We start from the raw sequence: 22,021 nt of genomic DNA on the forward strand, positions 1-22,021 counted from the left end.
GATTCAGGCGCAGGCGGAACGGGCGGTGAACTTGTGGCCGACGATCAGCTCGACGATCTCGCCCAGACTGGTGTCGGCCACCCGGCGCTCGGCCAGGTTCTGGCCCTCGTACATCACCATGATGCGATCGCAGACCAGGAAGAGATCCTGCAGCCGGTGGGTGATGAGGATGACGCTCACCCCCTGGCGGCTGATGGTGCGGATCAGCTCCAGCACGGCCTCGACCTCGGCCACCGCCAGGGCGGCGGTCGGCTCGTCCATGATCAGTACCCGGGGTTCGAAGGCCGCGGCGCGGGCTATGGCCACGGCCTGGCGCTGGCCGCCGGAGAGGTGGCGTACCTGGGCGCGGGTATCAGGCAGGCTGATGCCCAGCCCCTCGAGGATGCGGCGCGCATCGGCGTGCATCTTGCGCTCGTCCAGCAGCGGCAGCCCGAGCAGCCGGCGGCGGGGCTCCCGCCCCATGAAGAGGTTGCCGGCCACGTCCACGGTGTCGCACAGGGAGAGATCCTGATAGACCATCTGGATCCGACAGCGCTGGGCATCCGCCGGGCCCTGGAACACCTCTTCGCGGCCGTCGATGCGGATGCAGCCACTGGTGGGCAGCACCGCGCCGGAAAGAATCTTGGTCAGGGTCGATTTGCCGGCGCCGTTGTCGCCGACCAGCCCCAGGACCTCGCCGGGCTGCAGGGCGAGGTCGACGCCGCGCAGGGACTGGATGGAGCCATAGCTCTTGGTGATGCCGGTCATGCTGACCCGGGGAACCGTCGTCGCAGTGTCCATGCTCGGTCTCCGCTACTTGAAGTCGGCGCGATAGGCATCCAGGTTTTCCCGGGTGACCAGGGTCACCGGGATATCCTGCTGCTTGGTGACCTGCTGGCCGGCGAGCAGCGCCAGCGCCGCCTCCACCGCCGCCTTGCCCATGCCGCGGGTGTTCTGCTGCACCACCACTGCCACGGAGCCGTCATCCAGGCCCTGGACGGCCTGGGGCGACAGGTCCCAGCCAAAGATCCGGGTGCGCTCGCCGCTGCCCTGGGCGACGCTGGCCGCCACGGTGCCAATCAACGCCGGCTCGCCGGTGGCATAGACGATCTGCAGATCCGGATTGGCGGTGAGCAGATTTTCCGCGGCGCTCTGCGCGGTGTCCTGCACGTTGTTGCCATCCACGGTACCGACGATCTTCGCCTTGGGCGCGCGCTGGGCCAGCCCCTCGCGGAAGCCGTCCAGACGCAGGTTCTGCACGTAGGAACCCAGGGCTCCCACCACCCCGACCTTGGCCTCGCCACCCAGCTCTCGGGTGATGTAGTTGCCGGTGTATTCCCCCAGCTGGCGAGCCGCGGCGCGGTTGTCGACGCCGACCTGCACCTGGTTGTCGCCATTGAGCACGGCGTCGATGGCCACCACCGGGATACCGGCCTGGACCGCCGCCGAGACCGCCGGCTTGATGCCGTTGACGTCGATGGCACAGACCAGGATGGCGTCCACCTTGTCCTGGATGTAGGCCTCGATGGCGTCGTTCTGGGCGGAGGGGTTGTCGTTGGCGTTGAACACCACCAACTCGGCGCCCGCCGCCTTGGCGGCGGCCTGGGCACCCTGGGTGATCTGGGTGAAATAGAGCGCCTGCTGATTCACCTGGACCAGTGCCAGCCGCTTGGCCGGCGCCGCCTGGGCACTACCGACCAGGCCCAATCCGAACACCATCAGCATGGAAGCGAACGTCTTGCCGAATCGAAGCATCTCCATTCTCCTCTACCCTGCCAACGGATGTGGCAGCGGTTAGTAAACCGGTTTACTAAGTGGGCCAAAAAATAGAACCGGGAAGGTTCTGTTGGAAAGGAAACAGCACAAGGCGTGCCAGCAGCGACTGGAGGACCCTCTTCCACTGCCAATTCAAATGGTTACTCAAACCCCCTGCGCAGAGCCTCTGGCCGGACAGCCACCGGAGTGCTCCACGACTGGGCAGAATGGAAACGCCAAGTGCTACCTTGGGGCAGGCGCTGGGGCGACCGAGCCGCGTTCCACCAGGGTCACGGCGACCCGCTGCTCCCCGACTACCGGCTGCCCGGCAAGCACCGCCAGCAGGGCTTCGATTCCCTGGCGACCCAGGTCCCGCGCCGACTGGCGCACGGTACTGAGCGGCGGCGTGAGAAATTCCGCGTAGGGCGCGTCGTCGAAGCCGACCAGGGCCAGGGCATCGGGAACCGCCAGGCCGCGTTCGCGCAGGGTATCGAGCACCCCTACCGCGATGAAGTCGCTAGCGGCGAAGATCGCCTGAGGCGGCTCCGGTAGATCCAGCAGGGTCGCGGCCGCCTGACGCCCGAAGTCGCGGCTGTACTCCCCCAGCAGCAGATAATCGGGACGCAAGGGTATTCCGGCCGCGGCCAGGGCTTGCTCATAGCCCTCGCGCCGCTCCCTCACGCTCATCACCGCTGCCGGTCCGGAGACATGGGCGATGCGCCGATGCCCCTGGCGGATCAGATGCTCGGTGGCCAGTCGGCCGCCGGCGACATTGTCGGCGAAGACCTTGGGCATCGAGGTACCCGGGACATCCTCGTCCAGCAACACGATCTCCCGATAGGCGCCCAGTTGCGCCGCCAGCGTCCCGTCATCCGCGCGGTTGGTGATGAACAGCAGACCATCCACGCGGCGCGATCCCTTCCAGTGGACGTACTGGATTTCCCGCGCCGGATCGTTGCGCGTCAGGCAGAGCACCAGGTTGTAGCCATGGGCGAAGGCCGTGGCCTCGGCGGCGTCGGCCAGCTCGGCGAAAAAGGGATTGGCGATGTCCGGCAGCACCAGCCCAATGGTCTCGCTGCCGCCCTTGCTCAGGCGTTGGGCCAGGCTGTTGCGCCGAAAGCCCAGGGCCTCGATGGCCCCTTCGATACGCTGCGCCGTGGCAGGTGGCAGGCTCAGACTGTGATTCAGGTAGCGCGAAACGGCAGACTTGGACAAGCCTGCCTGCCGGGCGACATCCTGAATGGTCACGCTTTTCGCCATGGGTCCACCTGCAACGAGAGAAGGAGCGGCCTGGCCGATCATCTCTCCTGCCCCGCCCAGGCTTCACACCTTGCCTGAGCGGGGAGTCGCCGTCGAGCCGAACCCGCGAGCCGTCACAGCGCCTTCAACGCCCGATTCAGCACCGGACCGATCTGCGTCAGCTGGGCCGGGGCGATGATGTCGACGTGGGCGCAATCCACCTCGTGGGCCTGCAGGCGGGTGATCCAGGGCGCCCAGGTGGCCTTGACGTCCATTCCCGCCGGCAGGGTGCGCCGGGCGATGAACATCAGCGCCTCGCCGTCGAAACGCGCGCTGCGCGCCGTGGCCAGCAGCCGCACCGAGTCGGCGTAGTTGCCTTCGATGGTGGCGAACAGCTCCGCCCCCTCCCCCAGCGCGGGATCGGCCAGGCCCTGCTGGGCCTCCAGGAAGGCCTCGCGCTCGCGGTTGACCTCGGCCAGCACCTCCGGGTCCAGCTCGCGCTGCCCTTCGCGTTCCTGCCAGTTCTGGGTTTCCGGCGGATAGGTGTCGAGCAGGCCGAGGAAGGCGACCTGTTCCCCCGCCGCCTGCAGCCGCGCCGCCAGGCCCTGGGCCAGGGTGCCACCCAGGGAATAGCCGAGCAGATGATAGGGCCCCTGCGGCTGCACCTCGCGCAGGGTGCGCAGATGGCGCTGGATGACGGCTTCCAGGTCGGCGCCCTGGGCCAGGGGGCCGTCCGGACGCGGCGACTGGATGCCGAGCAGCGACCAGCGCGGATCCAGGTGGCGCGCCAGCACGCTGAATTGCCAGGCGAAGCCCGAGGCCGGATGGAAGCAGAACAGCGTCGGACCATCGCCCGGGCGTAGCGGCAGCAGGGTCTCGAAGCCGGCGCGGGTCGCGCTGGCCGCATCCTGCTCCAGCTGCCGGGCCAGGCGGGCGACACTGGAGGCCACCATGATCTGGCCGATGGACACCGGCCGCCCCAGGCGCCGACGCAGCGTGGCGGCCAGGGTCATGGCCAGCAGCGAATGACCGCCCAGGGCAAAGAAGTCGTCGTCCGCACCGACGATGGCGCAGCCGAGCACCTCGGAAAACGCCGCGGCCAGATCGCTTTCCAGCCCCGGCGCCAGGAGGCGGCTGGCGGCCCTGGCCACGCCCTGGGGCGCCGGCAGGGCCTTGCGATCGAGCTTGCCGGTAGCGCCCAGGGGCAAGGCGTCCAGCTCCACCAGGGCCACCGGCACCAGGTGCGGCGGCAGGCTTTCGCCCAGGCGCGCGCGCAGGCGCTCCAGGTCCAGCGCGGCGCCGGGCTGGGCGACTAGATAGCCCACCAGTTGGCGGGCATCGCCGCCGGTGGCGGTGGCCGCCTCGCCCAGCACCCGGGCATGGGTGACCGCCTGGGCCACGCCAGGCAGCGCCAGCAGGGCGTGGTCGATTTCCGCCAGTTCGATGCGCTGCCCGCGCAACTTGACCTGGTCGTCGCTGCGGCCGAGGTATTCGACGACGCCCTCGGGCAGCCAGCGCGCCACGTCACCGGTGCGATAGAGGCGCTCGCCCTGCCCGTCCGGCGCGGCGATGAAGCGTGCGGCGGTCAGCTCGGGACGGCCCAGGTAGCCATCGGCGAGTTGCACCCCGCTCAGATAGAGCTCGCCCGCCACACCCGGCGGTACCGGGCGCAGACGCTCGTCGAGGATGTGCAGCCCGGTGTTCCACACCGGCTTGCCGATGGGCACGCTGCTGCCGCTGACAGCCGCCAGGGCGGCGCCATGGGCCGGATGATAGGAGACGTCGACCGCAGCCTCGGTGGGGCCATAGAGATTGTGCAGGGGCGCGCCGACCCGGCGCTCCCAGGTGCGAGCCAGTTCGGTGGGGAGCGCCTCGCCACTGCAGAACACCTGGCGCAGGCTGGCGCAGCGGGCCACCGCGGCCGGCTCGTCCAGACTGGCGACGAAGGCCGCCAGCATCGAGGGTACGAAGTGTACGGTGGTCACCCGCTCGCGGGCGAACAGCTCCTGCAGCGCCAGGGGATCGCGATGGGCCTCGGGTGGCGCCAGGTACAGCCGGGCGCCCACCAGCAGCGGCCAGAAGAATTCCCAGACCGAGACATCGAAGCTGCTCGGCGTCTTCTGCAGGACGGTGTCACCGGCGCCGAGGGGGTAGCTGTCCTGCATCCACAGCAGGCGATTGACGATGGCCGCATGCCCGACCACCACGCCCTTGGGCCGGCCGGTCGAGCCGGAGGTATAGAGCAGATAGGCCGGATCACCGGGGCGCGGTCCTTCGAACACGGGAGCCTGGTCTAGCCCCTCCAGCGGCGCATCGAGAATCAGCACCTGCTCCTCGCGCAGCCCCGGGAAACGTCCACGTTGACTGGCATCGGTCACCAGCACCCGGGGCCGGGCATCGTCGAGCATCAGTTGCAGGCGCTCGTCGGGATAGCCGCTGTCCAGCGGCAGGTAGGCCGCGCCCAGCTCGAGCGTCGCCAGCAAGGCCAGGGACAGGAACACCGAGCGTGGCAGGGCCACCGCGACGATGTCGCCGCGACCGACCCCTGCTGCGCTCAGGCGCTGTGCCAGGGCCAGGACCTGCTTGCGTGTTTCCTCATAGGTAAAGGCGTGCTGCAGATCGGCCAGCGCCGGCGCATCCGGGGTGCGCGCTGCCTGGTCGGCGAGCAAGGTCGCCAGGGTGGTGGCGGGCAGCGGGCGCTCGGTGGCATTGATGGCGGCCAGCCAGTGCTGGTCCGTGGGCGCCAGCAGATCGGCTTCGCCCAGGATGAGCCCAGGTTGAGTGGCAAACTGCTGCGCCAGCAGGCCGAAGCGCTCGGCGTGGCCCTGTAGCAGGTCGGCGGTATAGCGCTCGGCGTTGCCCAGCAGCTTGATGTCCAGGGCGCCGCTCGCTTCTAGATAAAGAGCGATTTCCAGATCGCGCACCGGCCCCGAGGCCAATTCGTGGGTGATACCGGGCACCCCGGCGAAATCCAGGGCGAAATCGAACAGCTTGAGGTTGATGACCGGTCCGGTCAGGGGCTCGGCATCGCCTGGCCGGCCGAGATCGCGGGCGATCTGCTCGGCGTCGTAGCGCTGGTGCCGGCGCACCTTCTTGAGCTCGGCGGCCAACACGGCGGCGAGTTGCGGCAGCGTCTGGGTCGAGTCGGTGCGCACGCCCAGGGGCAGGACGTTGAGCGTCGCGCCGCCGGATTTCAGCGCCACCGACCCCATGCGCCTCATGAAGATGAAGCCGGCGCTGAAGGCCGGCTGACCGCTGAGACGGGCGAACCAGGCGGCGGCCAGGGCCACGGCCAGATCGGCCGGCGTCACGCCCTGGGCCTTGCCCTGCTCGGCCAGCCCGGCGAAGACCGCGGCGGGCACCCGGGCGCGAGCCTCTACCACCTGCGGCGTCGGCACCTGCCCCGCCAGGCCACCGGGTGCCAGGGAGGCGGCCGGCGGCAAGGCCGCGCCGCGCTCACGCCAGAAGGCTTCGTCACGCTCGCGCACGGCCGACTGCCGATAATCCTGGTATTCGCGCACCACCTCGGCAAAAGAGACGAAGGGCGAAGCCTCGGGCGTCTCGCCGCGCACCGCGGCGCTGTACAGGGCCGCTACCCGCTTGGCCAGGGCGGCGAAGCCATAGCCATCGATCAGCAGGTGGTGATAGCGCTGGTACCAGAACAGGTGGTCGTCACCCAGCTGGTAGATCCGGTTGAGCCACAGCGGCCCGCCACTGGTGGCTCTCAGGTCGCCGTCGAGGTCGGCGCGGATGGCCGCGCGCGCCGCGCCTTCCGGATCGGCGGCCCCGCGCAGGTCCAGCCACTCGGGGGCAGGCGTGGCCGCCTCATCGTCGATCCACTGCACCAGCTCGCCCTCGCGCTCGGCGAACTTCAGTTGCAGGCTGTCCAGCTCGCCCAGGCCCTGGACGATGGCCGCCTGCAGCGCCTGGGCATCGATCGACCCGCGCAACTCGACCAGATGGGCCACGGCGAAGGCATTGGCGTGGGGCGACAGCTGATCGGCCATCCAGATACCGGGCTGGGCGGCGACCAGAGGCAGTTCGCGCGAAAGAGAAAGCGGCGTAGAGGACACAGGAACTCCAGTCAGGAAAGCAGGGAGGCGACCGGGCGGATATCGCGCCAGTGGCTGGCTAGCCAGTCGTCGCAGGCCGCGCGCGGCGCCGGTCCGAATACCGGCTCCCAGCCGGCGGGAACGGTCATGGCCTCGGGCCAGAGGCTGCACTGCCCCCGGTCATTGCGCAGGATCAGCAGCACCTGGGCGGGATCGTCGAAGGGATTGAGAGCGTCCATCGGACCTCCTGGCAAATAGGGGTTAACGCTGGGCGTCGGCGGCGACCCGGGGTCGCCAGAGCTGGACCAGGCCATCGAGCAGCCCGCCGCGCCACCAGAGGGCGTCGTGCCCCCCATCGATCTCGCGATAGTCGAGCACGTGGCCCTGCTCGCGCAGGCGCGGGACCAGGGCCCGGGAGGCTTCGAGGATGGCCGGCTCGCGCAACCCGGCCTCGATGAACAGCCGCAGGGGGTGAGTGCTCCCCTGCCCGCTCGCCAGTGCCTCGAACAGCCGTCCCGGCGCGCCACGCTGCGGCCACCAGAAGGACCCGGACTGACTCAGGGCGCAGCCGAAGCGCTCCGGCCAATGCAGCGCGGCATAGAGCGCCGCCAGCCCGCCAAAGCTCTGCCCGGCCACCACGGTCGTGGACGACGACTGCGCATGGGGCGCCCAGTCGCGCACCTGGGGCAGCAGTTCTTCCTGCAACGCCAACCAGAATTGTGGATTGCAGGGCAACTCGCTGCTGCGCAGGGCGCGGTCGCTGTTGTCGATCAGCAGATAGACCGCCTCCGGCAGTTGCCCGGCTGCGGTGAGCTGCTGCAGTGGCGCGCCCACGGGCATCGTCTGCGCCCAGAACTGCCCATCCAGCAGGATGGCCAGCGGCCGCTCCAGAGGGGTGGTATTACCGGTGGCGAAGACCCACACCGGACGGCTGTTGCCCAGCCGTGCACTCTGCCACTCGTACTGTTGCAGACTCGGCCAGGCCGTTGGCGCCAGGCTGCGGTCGGCATCGAAGGCCGCCCAGGCCGGCTGGGCAGGCGCCTCCGGCAGGTGCACGCCCGACACCGCCAGCCCTCGCCCACCCTGCCAGGCGCGTCGCGGATTGAGCCGATCGGCCTGGGCCAGGGGAAAGACGCTGCGCCACCAGAGGCGGATGCCCTGGAGGTCGGGTTGGGCCTCGCCCTCGAAGGGCGCCGGCTCCCCGCTGGGGATCAGGCAGTAGCTGCCGCGCCAGCGGCCATCCAGTTCGGTTTCCCAGGCCCAGACATCGGTGCCTGGCAGGCGCCGCAGACTCTGCGGCAGGCCCGGTTGATGATGGTCGGTGACCCCGGTGATGTTGAGCCAGACCCGCTGGGTGCCGGAGCGCCCGGCCAGCCCTTCGGGATCGCGCCAGACAAAGGTCAGGCGATAGCGTCCGTCTGCAGTGGGCTCGATCAGCGGCGTGCCACGACAGGCCACGGCCTGCCACCAGGGCTCGCTGCCCACGTCGTCTCGCTGGAAAAGTGAATCTTTCATCGCATCAAGGTACATCGTCGCAAGGATCGTCATGGCCTGCATCGCGCCGGCCGACCTGGGCCCTGCCCGGGTCGGCCTGGGACTCAGAAGTCGTAGCGCGCCCCGACCATCACGCTGCGCGAGGGGCCCTGGAAGTTGAAGGTGGAAACCGAACCTACGCGCGACCAGTATTCCTTGTCGAGGAGGTTGTTCACGTCCAGGGTCGCGGTCAGCTGCTTGGTGACCGGATAGGAGAACTTGGCATCCACCGTGGCATAGCCCGGCGCGGAGACGGTGACGCCGGAGGTCTGGTTGGTCTGGGAGAAATCGCTCATGGCGGTCACCCCGCCACCGATGCTCAGGCCGGTGAGCGGACCGCCCGCCAGGGTGTACTTGGTCCACAGCGAGGCCATGTGCTTGGGCATGGCTTCGAACAGGGTGTTGCCATCGCCACTGAGGTTCTGGGTATCCATGTAGGTGTAGCCGGCGAGCATTTCCCACTGCTCGGTGAGCTTGCCGCTGACCTCGATCTCGGCGCCCTTCACCCGCGTCTTGCCGGACGCTTCGGAATAGGTGGTGATGGCCACACCGTTGGCGTCGAAAGGTCGGGTAGCCCGGTTCTCATCCGTCAGCTGGAAGATCGACAGCCGCGCATTCATGTCGCCGTTGAAATAGCTGCCCTTGATACCGACCTCGTACTGGTCACCCTCGCGCGGATCGACGGCCTTGCCCTGGGCGTCCAGCTCGCTCTGCGGCTTGTACACCTTGGAATAGCTGGCATAGAGGGAATGGTAGTCGTCCAGGTCGTAGACGGTACCCAGATAGGGGGTGACGAAGCCGCTGTGCTTCTGGCTCTCCCCCGCCTCGGCACCACTGGCCAGGGTGGTGGTATAGGCCTCGCCCCTGTACCAGGAAACGCGGGCACCGCCGATCAGCGCCAGGCGCTCGATGGGGCGGAAGGTGACCTTGGAATAGAGGCCGAATTCGCGATCCTCGCCGCTGTAGTCGGTCTGGTAGACGCGCGCCGGCTTGGCGAAGCGGGTCGGCGAATAGCTGTTCACATTGACCGTACCCAGGACGCTGTTGCCGTTCTGGTAGTCGGTGTCGTAGTGCTTGTAGTCGGTCCCCACGACGAATTCGCTGACCTGACCCAGGGTCTCGAACGGCTGGCTGTAGCTAGCGTCGAGGGAATAAGCGTCCTGCTCGAAGTCCCGGGTGCTGGCGCGGATGCTGGTGTTGCCGTTGGCCTGTACCGCCCCGCCGGTGAAGGCATAGAGGTAGTCCGCCTCCCGGTGCGAGGCCCGGGCGGCGAGGCGCCCATAGCCACCGTTATCGAATCTGTGGGTCAGCTCGAAGATGCCGTCGGTGGTCTTGCCGTCGAAGTAGTTCCAGTCCGCCCCCAGGAAACGCGACTGGCTGAAGTCCAGCAGATTGCCCTGGGCATCGGTGGGATAGCCATTGTGCGGGGTGAGGTTCTTGACCTGATGGATCAGGCCAAAGGAGATCTGGGTGGCGTCGGACAGGTCGATGTCCAGGTCGCCGTAATAGCTCTGGTCGGTGTTGGCGTTGTAATCCACCTCGCCATTGGTGTCGGCGCGGGAGGCGACGAAGCGACCCCGGACATTCTTGCTTTCGGTGAGCGGACCGGCCAGGTCGATCTCCTGGTAGTTGGTGTCCCAGGAGCCGTAGCGCCCGGTGATATGCCCTTGGAAGTCCTCGGTGCCGCGCTTGCGCACCATGTTGACGATGCCGCCCAGTTCGCTGGTGCTGTTGAACAGCCCCGAGGGCCCGCGCATGATCTCGACCCGGTCGAAGGGCGAGAGAATGGGCACGGTGCCAAAGATGCTGGTCATGGGCGCCGGCAGGCCGTCGATGTTGTATTCGTCGTATTCGTAGCCGCGCGAATAGATGGAGGAGCGCCCGCTGTCGTTGGTCAGCACCCGCAGGCCGGCGGTGGACTTGGCCAGCTCGTCCAGGGTGTTGAAGTTGCGATCCTTGATGTAGTCGCTGGTGTAGGAGGTGATCGACTGGGGAATGTCACGCAGGGCGGCCGGCGTCTTGGTGCCCACGGTCGCCGAATCCACGGTATAGCCGCCGGTCTGTTCCGAGGGTGCCATGTCGTAGAGGCGATTGCCTTCGATGGTCAGGGTGTCCAGTTCCGTGGCGTTCTGCTCGGCCACCGTGGCGGCCAGGGCCGTCAGCGGAAAGGGAATCAGCGCGCCGATCAGAAGCAGCTGACGGAGAGCCCCGCGGCGAAGGCGGACGGGCTGGCAGAGGGTTCCTTGGGTGTTCATGGTGATCCTTGTGACCGTGGCGTTGCAGCCGACGCCGTGCACTGGAAGGCTGCTGTTCGCGTCGTCGCGCGAGGGCCAGCACTTTAAATGATAAAAACTCTCATTATCAAATGTTACGTTAAGCAATAGCTGTTCGCATTGCCAACGCCAGGCAGCCGTGATCCACGCCCAGGGGCCAGGACGGCATCAGGAAAAGGTGCGGAAAAGCGGTATCGACCGGACCGGGAGGGTCCAGTCACAGGAGCAGGCCAGGTGTGAGCAGGCCGGAGGGAGAAGCCCGGCGGTCGTTAGAGACCGGAAACCGCCGGCGTCTTGGCCGCTACCTGGCCAATCACTGGACTGGGCAGCCGGCAGACGATTTCGCCGATGGCGTTCATCCGCGCCAGACCACCGTCACCCTTGCAGGCGTGGTAATCGGCGAGGTGCTCGGAGGGTGAGTTGCGCAGGCCCTGATCGAGCGCCACCACCAGGGCGATGACCCCCAGGCCCAGGGCGACGATTTCGAACGTGCTGCGGGCACGATACCAGTGGATCGGTCGCGAAGGGCTCATGGCGGCTCCGGAGGGTGGACGAATGATGGCGAAGTGGCTCCTACTCTAATCGTCCTGGCCCGGATGTAAACAGCCGTTGCTCGCCTGGACGACAGCTGTCGTCGGCTCGTCAACGGCCGCCGGTTTGAGGCCCGTTAGTACGCCACCGTGACCTTCCGCCCCGGGATCCCGGAGCACGCTAGCCGGCGGGCTTCGTCATCCGCCTGAGCCACCGGTAACCGTGGCCGCCCTACCCTGCGCCCAGCGGCCAAGAGCAGCGCGGCAGTTCGCCTCCTGCCGGCCGGCAAGGGAGGCGGAGCTTAGGTCAGGGATTTTCCTTGCTGGGCGTCTTGATATAGCCGGGCACGGCGGAATCGGGGGGCGTATTGCGCCCTTCGGTGGCCGCGGCTTCATTGGCCTGGGCCCGGTCTTCCTGCGCCTTGGCCTGCTCCTTGGAGGCCCGCTCGACCTTGCCCTCGGCCGCCTTCTCCTGGGCCTTCTGGCTATGGGCCTGGGCATCCTGGGCATGGTCTTCGGAGGTCTTGTCGCACGCGGTCAGGGTTGCGGCGGTAGCCAGTACGAGGGAGCACAGCAGAGCTTTGGACATCGGATATTCCTGAAAAAAGAGACCTTTCAGGGACCTGGAGAAGCACGGGTTGGTTTCTGCCCCGCCGCGCCGGCTTTGCGACCTGAGGTGTCCGTCGCATGGCGACCACGGAGGAACGCGCGCCGCATGCCTGGAGGTGGCGGATCTGGGATCGCCAGGTAGCGCCCCTCGCGCCTTGCCCAAAGAGCGAACCGGCCCGCCAGCCCCTGGCACGGGTGGCGGACGCCGCCCACGACAGCTGATCGCCTGGCCAAGGCCGCACGTCCGCGGACGATGCGGCCAGGTCCGGTGATGCGACTAGGCTGACAGCACGTTGGCCATGGACGGTAGCGGGACGCTCGATCGGGTCCCGGCGCTGATGGCCTCCTGCCTCGACACCGATAACAAAAGCAGGGAACCAGCATGACGATTCTTCAACGCGTGGTCGGCGGCATCGCACTTCTGGTGCTCTTGCTGCTGGGCATCGTCGCCGTGAGCTTCAACAGTACCCAATCCATCCATGAGCGGCTGACGGTCATCACCGAGCAATCCGCGCCGCTCGGCCAGGCCGTTGGCGAGATCAATGTGCAGTTGTTGGGGGCCAACCAGACCCTGCTCGGCCTGCTGGCCGAGACCGATGCCGCGGTGATCGCCACCCGCGAACAGCAATTCCAGCAGCAGTTCGCCGACTACCTGCAGCTGCACCAGCGCCTGCCGGCGCTGTTGCGCGCCCATGACCAGCTGACCCAGGCGCTCGATCAGGAGCAGAAGCTGGGCAATGCCTATGGCGACCAGGCGAAGACCCTCATCGACAGCTACCGCCAGCTGGTCGCCATCCGCCGCGAAACCCGCACCCTGCAGGGCTATGCCACGCCGGAGGCCAATCGGCTGTCCAGCTATCTGCAGGCCTACAGCGCGCAACAGAAGGCCGAAGGCGCCACCGCAGCCGTCCGCGCCGCCCAGATGCTGCTGATCGAAACGGACAAGACCTACGCCGCCTTCGCCGCCCAGGCGGCACGCCTGGATCTGCCAGGGCTGGATGTGGTGCTCAACCAGCAGCAGGATGTCATCACCGATCGCCTGCGCGCCCTGGCCGCCATCGACGAGCGCAGCGCGCGCATCGTCGGGGTGATGGTCATCCGCCTCCTGCACGAGATGACCGCGCCCGATGGCCTGCGCCAGGCCTATCAGCGACAGGCCTTGGCCGAAGGTCAGTTCGACGCCCAGCGCCAGCGCACCGGCACCGCCCTGCAGGCTACCCTGGACGCCCTGCGCACCCTCAGCGCCGGCGCCGTGGCCGTGGCCCAGCAGGCCAAGAGCGATACCGACGCCACCGTGGCCACTAGCCGCCAGGTGCTCGCCATCGTCGCCCTGCTGGCGATTGGCGCGGCCCTGATCATCGGCGTCTGGGTCGCACGTGGCCTGCGGCGTCCGCTGCTGGCCTTTCGCGAGTCGCTGCGCCAGGTCACGGCCGGCGATCTGCGGGTCCAGTTCGATGTGCGCCGCAAGGACGAATTCAGCGAACTGGGCGGCTATCTCAACGAACTGATCCGCTCGCTGCAGACCACGGTGCAGACCCTCACCCAGTCGGCCGACGACCCCCGGGGTACCGCCCAGGCCAATGCCGACATCAGTGCCAGCACCACCCGCGCCGTGGAGGAGCAGACCGAGCGCCTCGGTTCCGCCGCCTCGGCGATGACCCAGATGGAAAGCACCGTGGCCGAGGTGGCCCAGCGCGCCCTCGACACCAAGGATGCCGTCGACCACACCTTCGAACTGAGCACCACGACCGGCACCACCGTCGCCGAGACCATCGACAGCATCCAGCGCCAGGCGCGGCAGATCCAGGTCGCCGCCCAGGCCACCGATGAGCTGCAGGGCTATGGCCAGAGCATCGACGGCATCGTCGATGCCATCCGCAACATCGCCGAGCAGACCAACCTGCTCGCCCTCAACGCCGCCATCGAGGCGGCTCGCGCCGGTGAACAGGGACGCGGCTTCGCCGTGGTCGCCGACGAGGTACGCTCCCTCGCCAGTCGTACCCAGGCCTCCACCACCGAGATCCAGCAGCAGATCGAACAGATGCAGCAGAAGATCCATTCGGTGGTGGAAATCATGGGGGTGAGTCGTGCCCAGTCCGGCGAGTGCGTGCAACTGGCCTCCTCCGCCCGGGAAGCCCTGCAGAGCATGAGCCAGGCGGTCGGCACCATCCGCGAGATGAACACCCAGATCGCCGCCGCCACCGAAGAACAGAGCGCCACCGTCCAGGAGACCAGTCGCATGATGGTGCAGATCAACGACGCCGCGCTCCGCGCCGCGGAGGGCGCCGACAGCGCCGCCCGCAGCAGCGAGGACCTTTCGCTCATGGCCAGCCGGCAGCGCGAGCTGCTGCAACGCTTCAGTGTCTGATCGGGGACCGACTCATGTTCAAGCCCAAGCTTCGTCTTCTCGCCGGTCTCGTCCTGGCCGCCACCTGGGTCAACCTGGCCCAGGCCAGCGCGCCGCTCATCGGCGTCCTGACCTCCAAACGCGACAACTTCCGCACCCTGCTGATCAACAACGTCGAGGAGCGCGCCCATACCCTGGACGCGGACCTCTTCCTGGAAAACGCCAACAGTGACAGCGCCCTGCAGCTGCGCCAGTACCGCAACCTGATCGCCGCCCACGTCGATGCGGTCATCGTCAATCTCATCGACGACAGCAACACCCAGGAGATGCTGGCGCTGGCGATGAGTAGCAAGGTGCCGCTGGTGTTCATCAACTACCGCCCCAGCGTCTCTCCCCTGCCCGCCTATGCCGGCTTCGTCGGCTCCGACGAGGTGGAAGCCGCGACGATGCAGATGGAGGAGCTGGCCCGCCGCGCCGGTTACAAGGGCAAGGTGGCGATCCTCATGGGCGAACCGGGCCACCCGGCGACCAAGCTGCGCACCGAGAGCGTCGAGAAGGTAGTGGCCAAGTATCCCGACATGCAGGTCGTGGTGAAGGCCTCGGCCAACTGGCAGCGCAGCGAGGCGACCGAACGCGTCCTGCAGTGGGTCGACAAGGGCGTGGCCTTCGACATCGTCGCCGCCAACAACGATGAGATGGCCATCGGTGCCATCCGTGGCCTGGAAAAGGCTGGCAAGCCGCTGACGAAGTATCTGGTGGGCGGCATCGACGGTACGCCCGACGGCTTGCAAGAGATGCGCGAGGGCAAGTTGGCGGTCAGCGTGCTGCAGGATGCCAAGGGCCAGGGTCAGGGCGCGGTGGACATGGCCTTGCGCCTGGCCAATGGCTCCACCAGCAGCAATCTCACCCGGGTCCCCTTCCAGCTGATCACGCCGGACAACCTGGCGTCCTTCTAGCCCGGAAAGCAGGCGAGGCCATCCGTCTCCGGTGGCCTGGCCCGTCTTCAGTACCCAGTACCAGATGCCCGATTCGCTCGGGCACTCGGGACGCCTATTTTCAGAAGCGCCAGCTGAGTCGCGCGTCGAGGTCCTGGTCCCTGGTCCGACCGCTCAGTTGTCCGTCATAACCCAGGCCCAGCGAGACCGTCTCGCTCAACGCCAGGTCCAGCGCCCCGCGCACCACCGCCGCGTCACGCGCGATGGGCGCCCCCACCACCTTGAACGCCGGGCCGCCAGCGAAGGCCGCCTCATGCTCGGGGGTGGTGTCGCCAAAGGCGTGGCGCCAGCCCAGGGTGGCACTCGGCACCAGCTTCCAGTCACCCAGCGGTTTGCTCGCCAGGCGCAGGCCGAGGGTGCTGAAGGTCACGTCGGTGTTCTGCCGCGGATTGTCCAGGTCCAGCGCCCCGCTACGCTCGTGGAAGCCGTCGGTCTGCAGGTGCACATGGGCCAGACTGGCGAAGGGCGAAAGATTCAGGCTCCCCGCCTCGATCCGATAGGCCAGCTCGCCGAAGGCCTGGGTGGTGCCGGCGTCGTAGTCCGGCGCCAGGCGCTGGTCGGTGCCGAGGATCGCCAGGTTGCGCCGTGCCTCCACCTGGTGCCAGCTATGGGCCAGGCCCAGCTTGAGGCTGAGGGCATCCCACTGTTGGCCTGCATAGAGGCCCAGGTGGTAGTCGGTGCTGTCCGCCGAGCCGGATTTGCCGCGCAGGTCGAGATCGGTGTGGCCGAAGCCCACCAGCCCGCCGACGCGCCAGCCGCCGTCCAGGGGTACGTCGCTGCCGATCAGCAGGCCGCGGCTGTGGCTGTCCAGGCTGCTGGCGTCGTGACTGCCGTCGTTGTGGCCCCAGGCGCCGAGGGCCTGGGTCCAGACCAGTCCGCGCTCGCGACTGCCGGCCAGACCCTGGATGCCGGAGCTGGACGGGAGCTCGCTCTGGGCATCGCTCAGGCGATCGCTCATGGCAGTGCGCACCAGCCGGCTGTTTTCCACCAGCACGGTCTTGGTCGAGGCGTGCAGTTCGTTGCCCAGGCTCTGGAACGTCGAGCCTGCACCCGCGGCATTGGTCGCGGCGACCTGATTCCAGAGTGCATTGCCGGCGCCGGCGCGATCCAGACCCGCAGCGGCGGCCCGGGCGTTACGGCCCTCGGCCAGGTCGGCGAAGGCCACGCCATTGCGCGCCAGACTCAGGGTCGCCTGGTTGGCGCCATAGCTCAGGGTCGGGGTCAGGAAGGCGAAGTCGGACTGGATGGGACCGAAGCGGCCGCTCAGCCCGTTGCCCGCGCTCAGCAGCTGATAGCTGCCCAGCGGCTGCCAGTAGGGGCTGGAAACCAGCGCCAGCGTGGCGCCATTGACGGTGATACCGCCCGTGGCCACCAGGCGATCGGCGCGGCCGCTGGCATCGGTCTCGACCTGGTAGACGGAGCCCTGGTCGAGGGTGGCGTTGCCTTTAACGTTGAGTTGCCCCACGGAGTTGCCGGGCGCGAGGATACCGCCCTGGGCCACGCGCAGGCTGCCGAGACTGCCATTGCCACCGAGGGTGGCGCCCGAGTTGATGGTGACCGCCGAATTGCCGAGGTTGCCGTTGATGGCCAGGCGGCCCTGGTCGACGCGGGTGGTGCCGGCGAAGTCGCTGTTGCCGGTCAGGCTCAGGGAGCCGACCCCGGTCTTTACCAGGCTGCCGTTGCCGTGCAGGTTGTTGGCCAGGCTGTCGTTGACCGACTGATCCAGCACCAGGGTGGCGTTGTCGGTGATGTCGCCGCTGCCAAAGGCCCGGGCATGACCGCGCAGGGTACCGCCATTGATCAGCGTGCCGCCGCTGTAGGTGTTGAAGCCGCTGAGGGTGAGTTCGCCGCTGCCGTTCTTGGTCAGGCTGCCAGGGCCGCCGATGTCGTTGCGCCAGGCGTCGCGGGCGTTGAAGCCACCCTGGCTGGCGTCCAGGTTGACGCTGACATTGCCATTGAAGGCGCCGTAGCCGTCGGCCGCGGCCATCAGATTGAGCCGGCCGTAGCCGTTGGATTCGTCGATGACCGCATAGCCCGAAGACAGCTCGGTGCTGGCCAGGATGTCGCGGCGCTGACTGGCGGTGAGATAGGGAAAGCGCGTTTCCAGCAAGACCTCGGCGTTGACCGGCACCACCGGCGCCAGGTTGGTCGGGCCGACGGGGGCGAAGCCGTAGGTCAGGCGGGCGGTGTACAGCGCCTTGTCCTGGGCATGCTGGGATTGCCGATCGGTGGCTGGATCGATCCTGTCCACGCAGTTGTTGATGTCGCCGCCACATTGCTGGGCGAAGTAGGCCTGGGCCTGGGCGAAGGCATCGCTGCGCAGCTGGGCGTTATTGACCAGGTTGTCGATGGCGAAATAGGTGGCGGTGATGCGCCCGCCGATCACGTCCAGCGGCGAGTGCATGCCGGCGACGATGCGGTTGTTGCCCAGCTCCGAGGCGCGGAACAGTTCCTCGCCCAGGCGCTGGGGCACGGCATAGCCGAAGCCGATCCCGGCGAGATAGGCGGCGTTGGTGTGGCCGCTGGGAAAGCCGCCGTCGCTCTGCGGTGTGGTGCTGAGGGCAGGGCGCAACGACAGCGGCACGATGTCCACGCCCGCCTGGCGCCAGGGCCGCGGATACTGGTAGGCATTCTTGGCCGGGGTGGTGGAGGCATCGTTGCGGATCGCCTGGACCAGTTGCACCACCTTGCCCAGCTGCGAATTGGCGTCGCCGGCACCGTTGCCGTTGTCGCTGTACTTGGTGGTCTGGGTGGAGGCGTCGAACACCGGGATGGTGGTGAAGGCGCCGGAGCCGGCCAGGTAGCCATTGGCCAGGGAACCCAGGCCGCTGATCAGGCTGTAGCTCTGGTCGCGGCGGTCATCGTAGTAGGCCGCTATCTCCTGGGCCTGGGTGCGGGTCTTCGCGAGGTCGACCACGTACTGGATATTGCGCTGCAGAATGGGCGCCCCGAAGGCGGTGGGCGTGCCGGTGTTCCAGCTGGCGCCGGGCGTCCAGAGCTTGTTGTAGCCGGATAGCAGATCGACGCCATTGATGGCGTTGTTGCCCGAACGGCTGGCTGCCTGCACCGAAAGTGCCAACAGCGACGCCGCGAATGCGATCGTCAACACCGCGGGTTTGTTACCTGAACGTTTCACCAGCGCTTCCCCTTGGGCCTGTGGATACAACTTGTTACAAGCTGTCTTGGGGCGGCGAGCCTAGAGCGGTGATGTGACGGTGTGGCGGCGGTTCGAAGGCAGTTTTACGACATCTTATGAAGCCCAGCACCACGACTCGCAGGCCGCAGCGGCAACGGTGCCTCGTATGTGGTGAGCGGGTCCTAACCGAGGCGCAACCTGTCCAGATCGCACCAGAGGTGCAGCTTGGTGAACCAGGTATCTCCCACGGCGACCGCCAGCGGCTCTCTGCCGAAGACGCTGAAGCCTGCCTGCTCGTACAGCGCCAGAGCGGCCTGATTGCCCTCGGTGACCGTGAGCTGGACGACCCTCAGGTCGGGCCAGGTCGCTGCCTGGGCCAGCAATTCGCCGAGCAGACCTTTCGCCAGGCCCAGCCGCCGGTGCCGATCGGGCACGTACAGGCCGAACAGGGTGGCCTTGTGCCGAGCCTTTTCCCGCGTCTCGCGGCTCAGCCCCACCACGCCCAGCAGCTCCGCGCCCTGGGTCGCGCCCCAGACCCGCTCCCCTGCTCCGTCACCCTCCTGCAGACGACGCTCCCACCACCCGAGCGGCAGCCCGGCCCGCTCTGCAGGACTGGAGGTGAAGGCTTCCGGATGCCTGGCATAGGCGTCCAGCATCAATTGGCGATAGGCGGGAGCCCAGGTCGGGCCCAGACGCTGGATGTTCATTGCCAACCTCCCTTTCAATCGACAATCCGCTTACCGAAGCCAGGGCGGATGCACTGGACGAGCCTGTCGCGTCCGCTCAGAAATCGTCGTAGCAGACCTTCCAGAACAGGTCGATGCTGCCGTCGTCACGGTGGGCCACGATCAGCCCCTCGGTCTCCTCGAAGGCCTCGAGCAACAGCGCCCAGTCTTCGCTGCTGGCCTCCAGGCGCTCCACATGGACGTGCCTGTCGAGGACCCCGCGGGCGTTGTTGACCAGCCGCGAGACCCTCATCGTCAGACGGTCATAGGAAGTCAGCTGAGACGACTGGCTGTATGCCATGGGCGCAGCCTCCATACCTGTTTTTTTATACAGTATTTCCTGATTCGGGTAACTGGCAAGTTGCTGTCCGCTCCGGTCCACCAGCGAACAGTCCACGCCCTTGTCCCGGACCCTACCCGGCTTGTATCCGGCTGACCAGGCGGATACCCGAGCTCCCCTCGGCAGGCCAGGCGCCGTCCATCCATAAATTGACACCAACCATCCCCAGGAAAGATGTGACATGGATCACTTTTTCGCCGTTATGGTCAGACTTACCCGCTATGTCCAGGTCGCCCCTGGCGGGCACTCGCACCTGCCTTCGCCTCGGCGATTAACCGACGGCCCTGGAGGCTACGTCCAGGGTGGCAGGTATTCAGCGTCCGTCCGCGGGCGAAAAACTATCGCGATAACAATTACCGCATGTCCGCCGGAGACTCGTCCTCGCCGGCCTCTATCCAGGTAGTCCTCATGCAGCACAATGGCTGGAATTTCCTCAGCAACATCAGCGTCCGGGCCAAGCTGGCGCTTGGCTTCTCCCTGCTCATCGGCATGATCCTGCTGGTGGCCTACACCGGCTGGCAAGCCACGGACGCCCTGCGCGATCGCAGCGAACGAATCGGCGACATCTCCGGCTACAGCACTCTGGCGCGCGACATGCGCATCGAGCGCCTCGTCTATATCGTCAAGGCCGACGATGCCCAGGCGGCAAAATGGCTGGCCGCACTGGACAAGATCGAAGCTCAGTTGCAGAGCATCGTCCCCAACTTCAACTCGAAGGCCAACGAAGCCCTGCTGAGCGAAGCCCAGGGCGCACTCAAGCGCTATCGGGACTTCTACACCCAGGTCGTGACCGCCACGCGGGAGCGTGCGGCGATCCAGCAGGCGGCGACCGCCACGGCGGAAGCGGCCAACACCTATGTGTTGGCCTTGGCCACGGCGGCCAACGCCCCGGATGGGCGAGTCGAAGACCGCCAGCAGGTGGCGGCCCTCTTCATCGACCTGCAGCAGATGCGCATTGCCCTGCGCAGCTATGCCACCACGCCTACCAAGGAAAGCGAGGCCGCGGCCCAGGGTGCCCTGGACGGTATCCAGGCAAAGGTCAAACGACTCGCCACGACCAGCGCCTTGCCGACCGAGACGCTGCAGACGCTTGGCAAGGAACTCGCCGGCTACCAGCAGCGCCTGCAACAGCTGATCACCGCCCAGGTCCAGGTGGATCAGGGCCAGGCCGGTATCACCACCACCATCACCACGCTGCTGTCGGTGGCCGACAAGCTGACCGCGATCCAGAAGGAATTCCAGCTGGCGGATGTGAGCGGTGCACGTCAGCTGTTGCTGGTATGGCTGGCCATCGCGATCGCCCTGGGCCTGCTGGGCGCCTGGCTGATCACCCGCTCCATCGTCCGCCCCCTGAAGGACACCGTTCTGCTGGCCCAGACGGTCGCCAACGGCGACTTCACCCATCAGCTGGAGGTGACCCGCAAGGATGAACTGGGCGCGCTGCAGCTCAGCATGCTGCAGATGACCACGAACCTGCGTGGACTCATTGGCGAGATGAAGGACGGCGTCGTCCAGGTCGCCAGTGCCGCCGAGCAGCTGTCGGCGGTGACCGAGCAGACCAGCGCCGGCGTGCAGGCGCAAAAGATCGAGACCGATCAGATCGCCACCGCGATGCAGGAGATGACGGCGACCACCCACGAGGTGGCGCGCAATGCCGGGGCAGCCGCCCGCTCGGCACAGGAGGCCAGTCAGCAGGCCCAGCAGGGCGACCAGGCGGTCGACAAGGCCGTCGCCCAGATCGAACTGCTGGCGCAGGAAATGGCATCCACCAAGACGGCCATGGCCACCCTGCGTGGCCATGCCGACAGCATCGGCGGCGTGCTCGACGTGATCAAGGCCGTCTCCGAGCAGACCAATCTGCTGGCGCTCAATGCGGCCATCGAAGCCGCTCGGGCCGGCGAGGCGGGCCGCGGCTTCGCGGTGGTCGCCGACGAGGTCCGCGGCCTGGCCCAGCGCACCCGCTCCTCGACCGACGAGATCGCCCAGCTCATCACCGGCCTGCATCAGAGCACCGATCGCATGGCGGCCGTGCTCGACCACAACGTGCAGTTGACCGACAGCAGCGTCGGCCTGTCGCGCGAGGCGGGCGAAATGCTCAAGCGCATCACCCGCTCGGTCAAGGACATCGAATCGATGAACGATCAGATCGCCTGCGCCGCACAGCAGCAGGGTGCGGCGGGCGAAGAGATCAGTCGCAACGTCACCAATGTCCGCGACATTTCCGACCAGACGGCGGCCGCCAGCGAAGAGACGGCGTCCTCGAGCATGGAGCTGGCCCGCATCGGCGTACGCCTGCAGGAGATGACCACCCGCTTCAAGGTCTGAAAAAAGCCCAGCCCCCTGCCACAGCGGCCTGTGACAGGGGGCTCGGACCGTCAGGTTCTCCAACTCAACCACTGGTCATCTGGGACGAATCTCCAAACGAGAAGGCGGTCACAGAATGCCATCATATTGCCATTACACGTCTATCTTCGGACGTCGTTATCCACCCTGTCAGCCCGGGCTTGC

The 22,021-nt window shown here is 67.3% G+C and carries 15 protein-coding genes and 2 pseudogenes; 5 read left to right on the forward strand and 12 right to left on the reverse strand.

Annotated features, from left to right (window positions below):
- Positions 1-3: 3 nt before the first annotated feature.
- From PSK12I2_RS0120915 to PSK12I2_RS0120955, 9 genes are all read right to left on the reverse strand, one after another.
- Positions 4-780 carry an ATP-binding cassette domain-containing protein gene (locus tag PSK12I2_RS0120915; protein ID WP_027599921.1) on the reverse strand — a complete coding sequence of 259 codons (777 nt, stop codon included), beginning with the start codon at positions 778-780 and terminating at the stop codon, positions 4-6.
- A 12-nt stretch (positions 781-792) separates the two neighbouring features.
- Entirely contained in the window at positions 793-1,734 is a 942-nt protein-coding gene (locus PSK12I2_RS0120920) for a substrate-binding domain-containing protein (RefSeq protein WP_027599922.1), read from the reverse strand.
- Between the two features lie 243 nt (positions 1,735-1,977).
- A complete protein-coding gene (locus tag PSK12I2_RS0120925; protein WP_027599923.1) occupies positions 1,978-2,994 on the reverse strand; it encodes a LacI family DNA-binding transcriptional regulator in 1,017 nt (338 codons plus the stop codon).
- A 113-nt stretch (positions 2,995-3,107) separates the two neighbouring features.
- Positions 3,108-7,046: an enterobactin synthase subunit F gene (locus PSK12I2_RS0120930; RefSeq protein WP_027599924.1), complete on the reverse strand. Its 3,939-nt coding sequence runs from the start codon at positions 7,044-7,046 to the stop codon at positions 3,108-3,110.
- Positions 7,047-7,057: 11 nt separating this feature from the next.
- Positions 7,058-7,264: an MbtH family protein gene (locus tag PSK12I2_RS0120935; RefSeq protein ID WP_027599925.1), complete on the reverse strand. Its 207-nt coding sequence runs from the start codon at positions 7,262-7,264 to the stop codon at positions 7,058-7,060.
- Between the two features lie 22 nt (positions 7,265-7,286).
- Complete coding sequence (fes, locus tag PSK12I2_RS0120940) at positions 7,287-8,540, reverse strand: enterochelin esterase (RefSeq protein WP_027599926.1); 1,254 nt, start codon at positions 8,538-8,540, stop codon at positions 7,287-7,289.
- Positions 8,541-8,623: 83 nt separating this feature from the next.
- Entirely contained in the window at positions 8,624-10,813 is a 2,190-nt protein-coding gene (locus PSK12I2_RS0120945) for a TonB-dependent siderophore receptor (protein WP_027599927.1), read from the reverse strand.
- A 287-nt stretch (positions 10,814-11,100) separates the two neighbouring features.
- Positions 11,101-11,364, reverse strand: coding sequence for a hypothetical protein (locus PSK12I2_RS0120950; protein WP_007160310.1), 264 nt, complete (start codon positions 11,362-11,364; stop codon positions 11,101-11,103).
- 304 nt (positions 11,365-11,668) lie between these two features.
- Positions 11,669-11,950, reverse strand: coding sequence for a hypothetical protein (locus PSK12I2_RS0120955; RefSeq protein WP_027599928.1), 282 nt, complete (start codon positions 11,948-11,950; stop codon positions 11,669-11,671).
- 1,134 nt (positions 11,951-13,084) lie between these two features.
- Between PSK12I2_RS0120955 and PSK12I2_RS25635 the strand changes: the two are divergent.
- The 3 genes and pseudogenes from PSK12I2_RS25635 to PSK12I2_RS0120965 form a co-directional block, all read left to right on the forward strand.
- Positions 13,085-13,480, forward strand: a pseudogene (locus tag PSK12I2_RS25635) (HAMP domain-containing protein); the annotation flags it as partial.
- 102 nt (positions 13,481-13,582) lie between these two features.
- A complete protein-coding gene (locus PSK12I2_RS25640) occupies positions 13,583-14,338 on the forward strand; it encodes a methyl-accepting chemotaxis protein (RefSeq protein ID WP_371100814.1) in 756 nt (251 codons plus the stop codon).
- A 14-nt stretch (positions 14,339-14,352) separates the two neighbouring features.
- Positions 14,353-15,273, forward strand: a complete 921-nt coding sequence (locus PSK12I2_RS0120965) for a substrate-binding domain-containing protein (protein ID WP_037007893.1) — start codon at positions 14,353-14,355, stop codon at positions 15,271-15,273.
- A 100-nt stretch (positions 15,274-15,373) separates the two neighbouring features.
- Here PSK12I2_RS0120965 and PSK12I2_RS0120970 read toward each other — a convergent pair whose 3' ends face one another.
- From PSK12I2_RS0120970 to PSK12I2_RS0120980, 3 genes are all read right to left on the reverse strand, one after another.
- The gene (locus tag PSK12I2_RS0120970) at positions 15,374-18,418 is read right to left on the reverse strand and encodes an autotransporter domain-containing protein (protein WP_371100816.1); all 3,045 of its coding nucleotides are present in this window, start codon (positions 18,416-18,418) and stop codon (positions 15,374-15,376) included.
- A gap of 212 nt (positions 18,419-18,630) precedes the next feature.
- Positions 18,631-19,155 (reverse strand): GNAT family N-acetyltransferase, encoded by a 525-nt coding sequence (locus PSK12I2_RS0120975; RefSeq protein WP_037007895.1) that lies wholly within the window; start codon positions 19,153-19,155, stop codon positions 18,631-18,633.
- Between the two features lie 76 nt (positions 19,156-19,231).
- Positions 19,232-19,474: a DUF1654 domain-containing protein gene (locus tag PSK12I2_RS0120980; protein WP_100168972.1), complete on the reverse strand. Its 243-nt coding sequence runs from the start codon at positions 19,472-19,474 to the stop codon at positions 19,232-19,234.
- Between the two features lie 528 nt (positions 19,475-20,002).
- On the opposite strand from PSK12I2_RS0120980, the pseudogene PSK12I2_RS25645 reads away from it, so the two are divergent.
- Together PSK12I2_RS25645 and PSK12I2_RS25650 are read left to right on the forward strand one after the other, a co-directional pair.
- Positions 20,003-20,980: pseudogene (locus tag PSK12I2_RS25645) on the forward strand (methyl-accepting chemotaxis protein); the annotation flags it as partial.
- A gap of 27 nt (positions 20,981-21,007) precedes the next feature.
- Positions 21,008-21,838: a methyl-accepting chemotaxis protein gene (locus tag PSK12I2_RS25650; RefSeq protein ID WP_371100817.1), complete on the forward strand. Its 831-nt coding sequence runs from the start codon at positions 21,008-21,010 to the stop codon at positions 21,836-21,838.
- Positions 21,839-22,021: the final 183 nt, after the last annotated feature.

The sequence above is a fragment of the Pseudomonas sp. MOIL14HWK12:I2 genome, assembly GCF_000510745.1.
Classification (GTDB): Bacteria; Pseudomonadota; Gammaproteobacteria; order Pseudomonadales; family Pseudomonadaceae; genus Chryseomonas; species Chryseomonas oryzihabitans.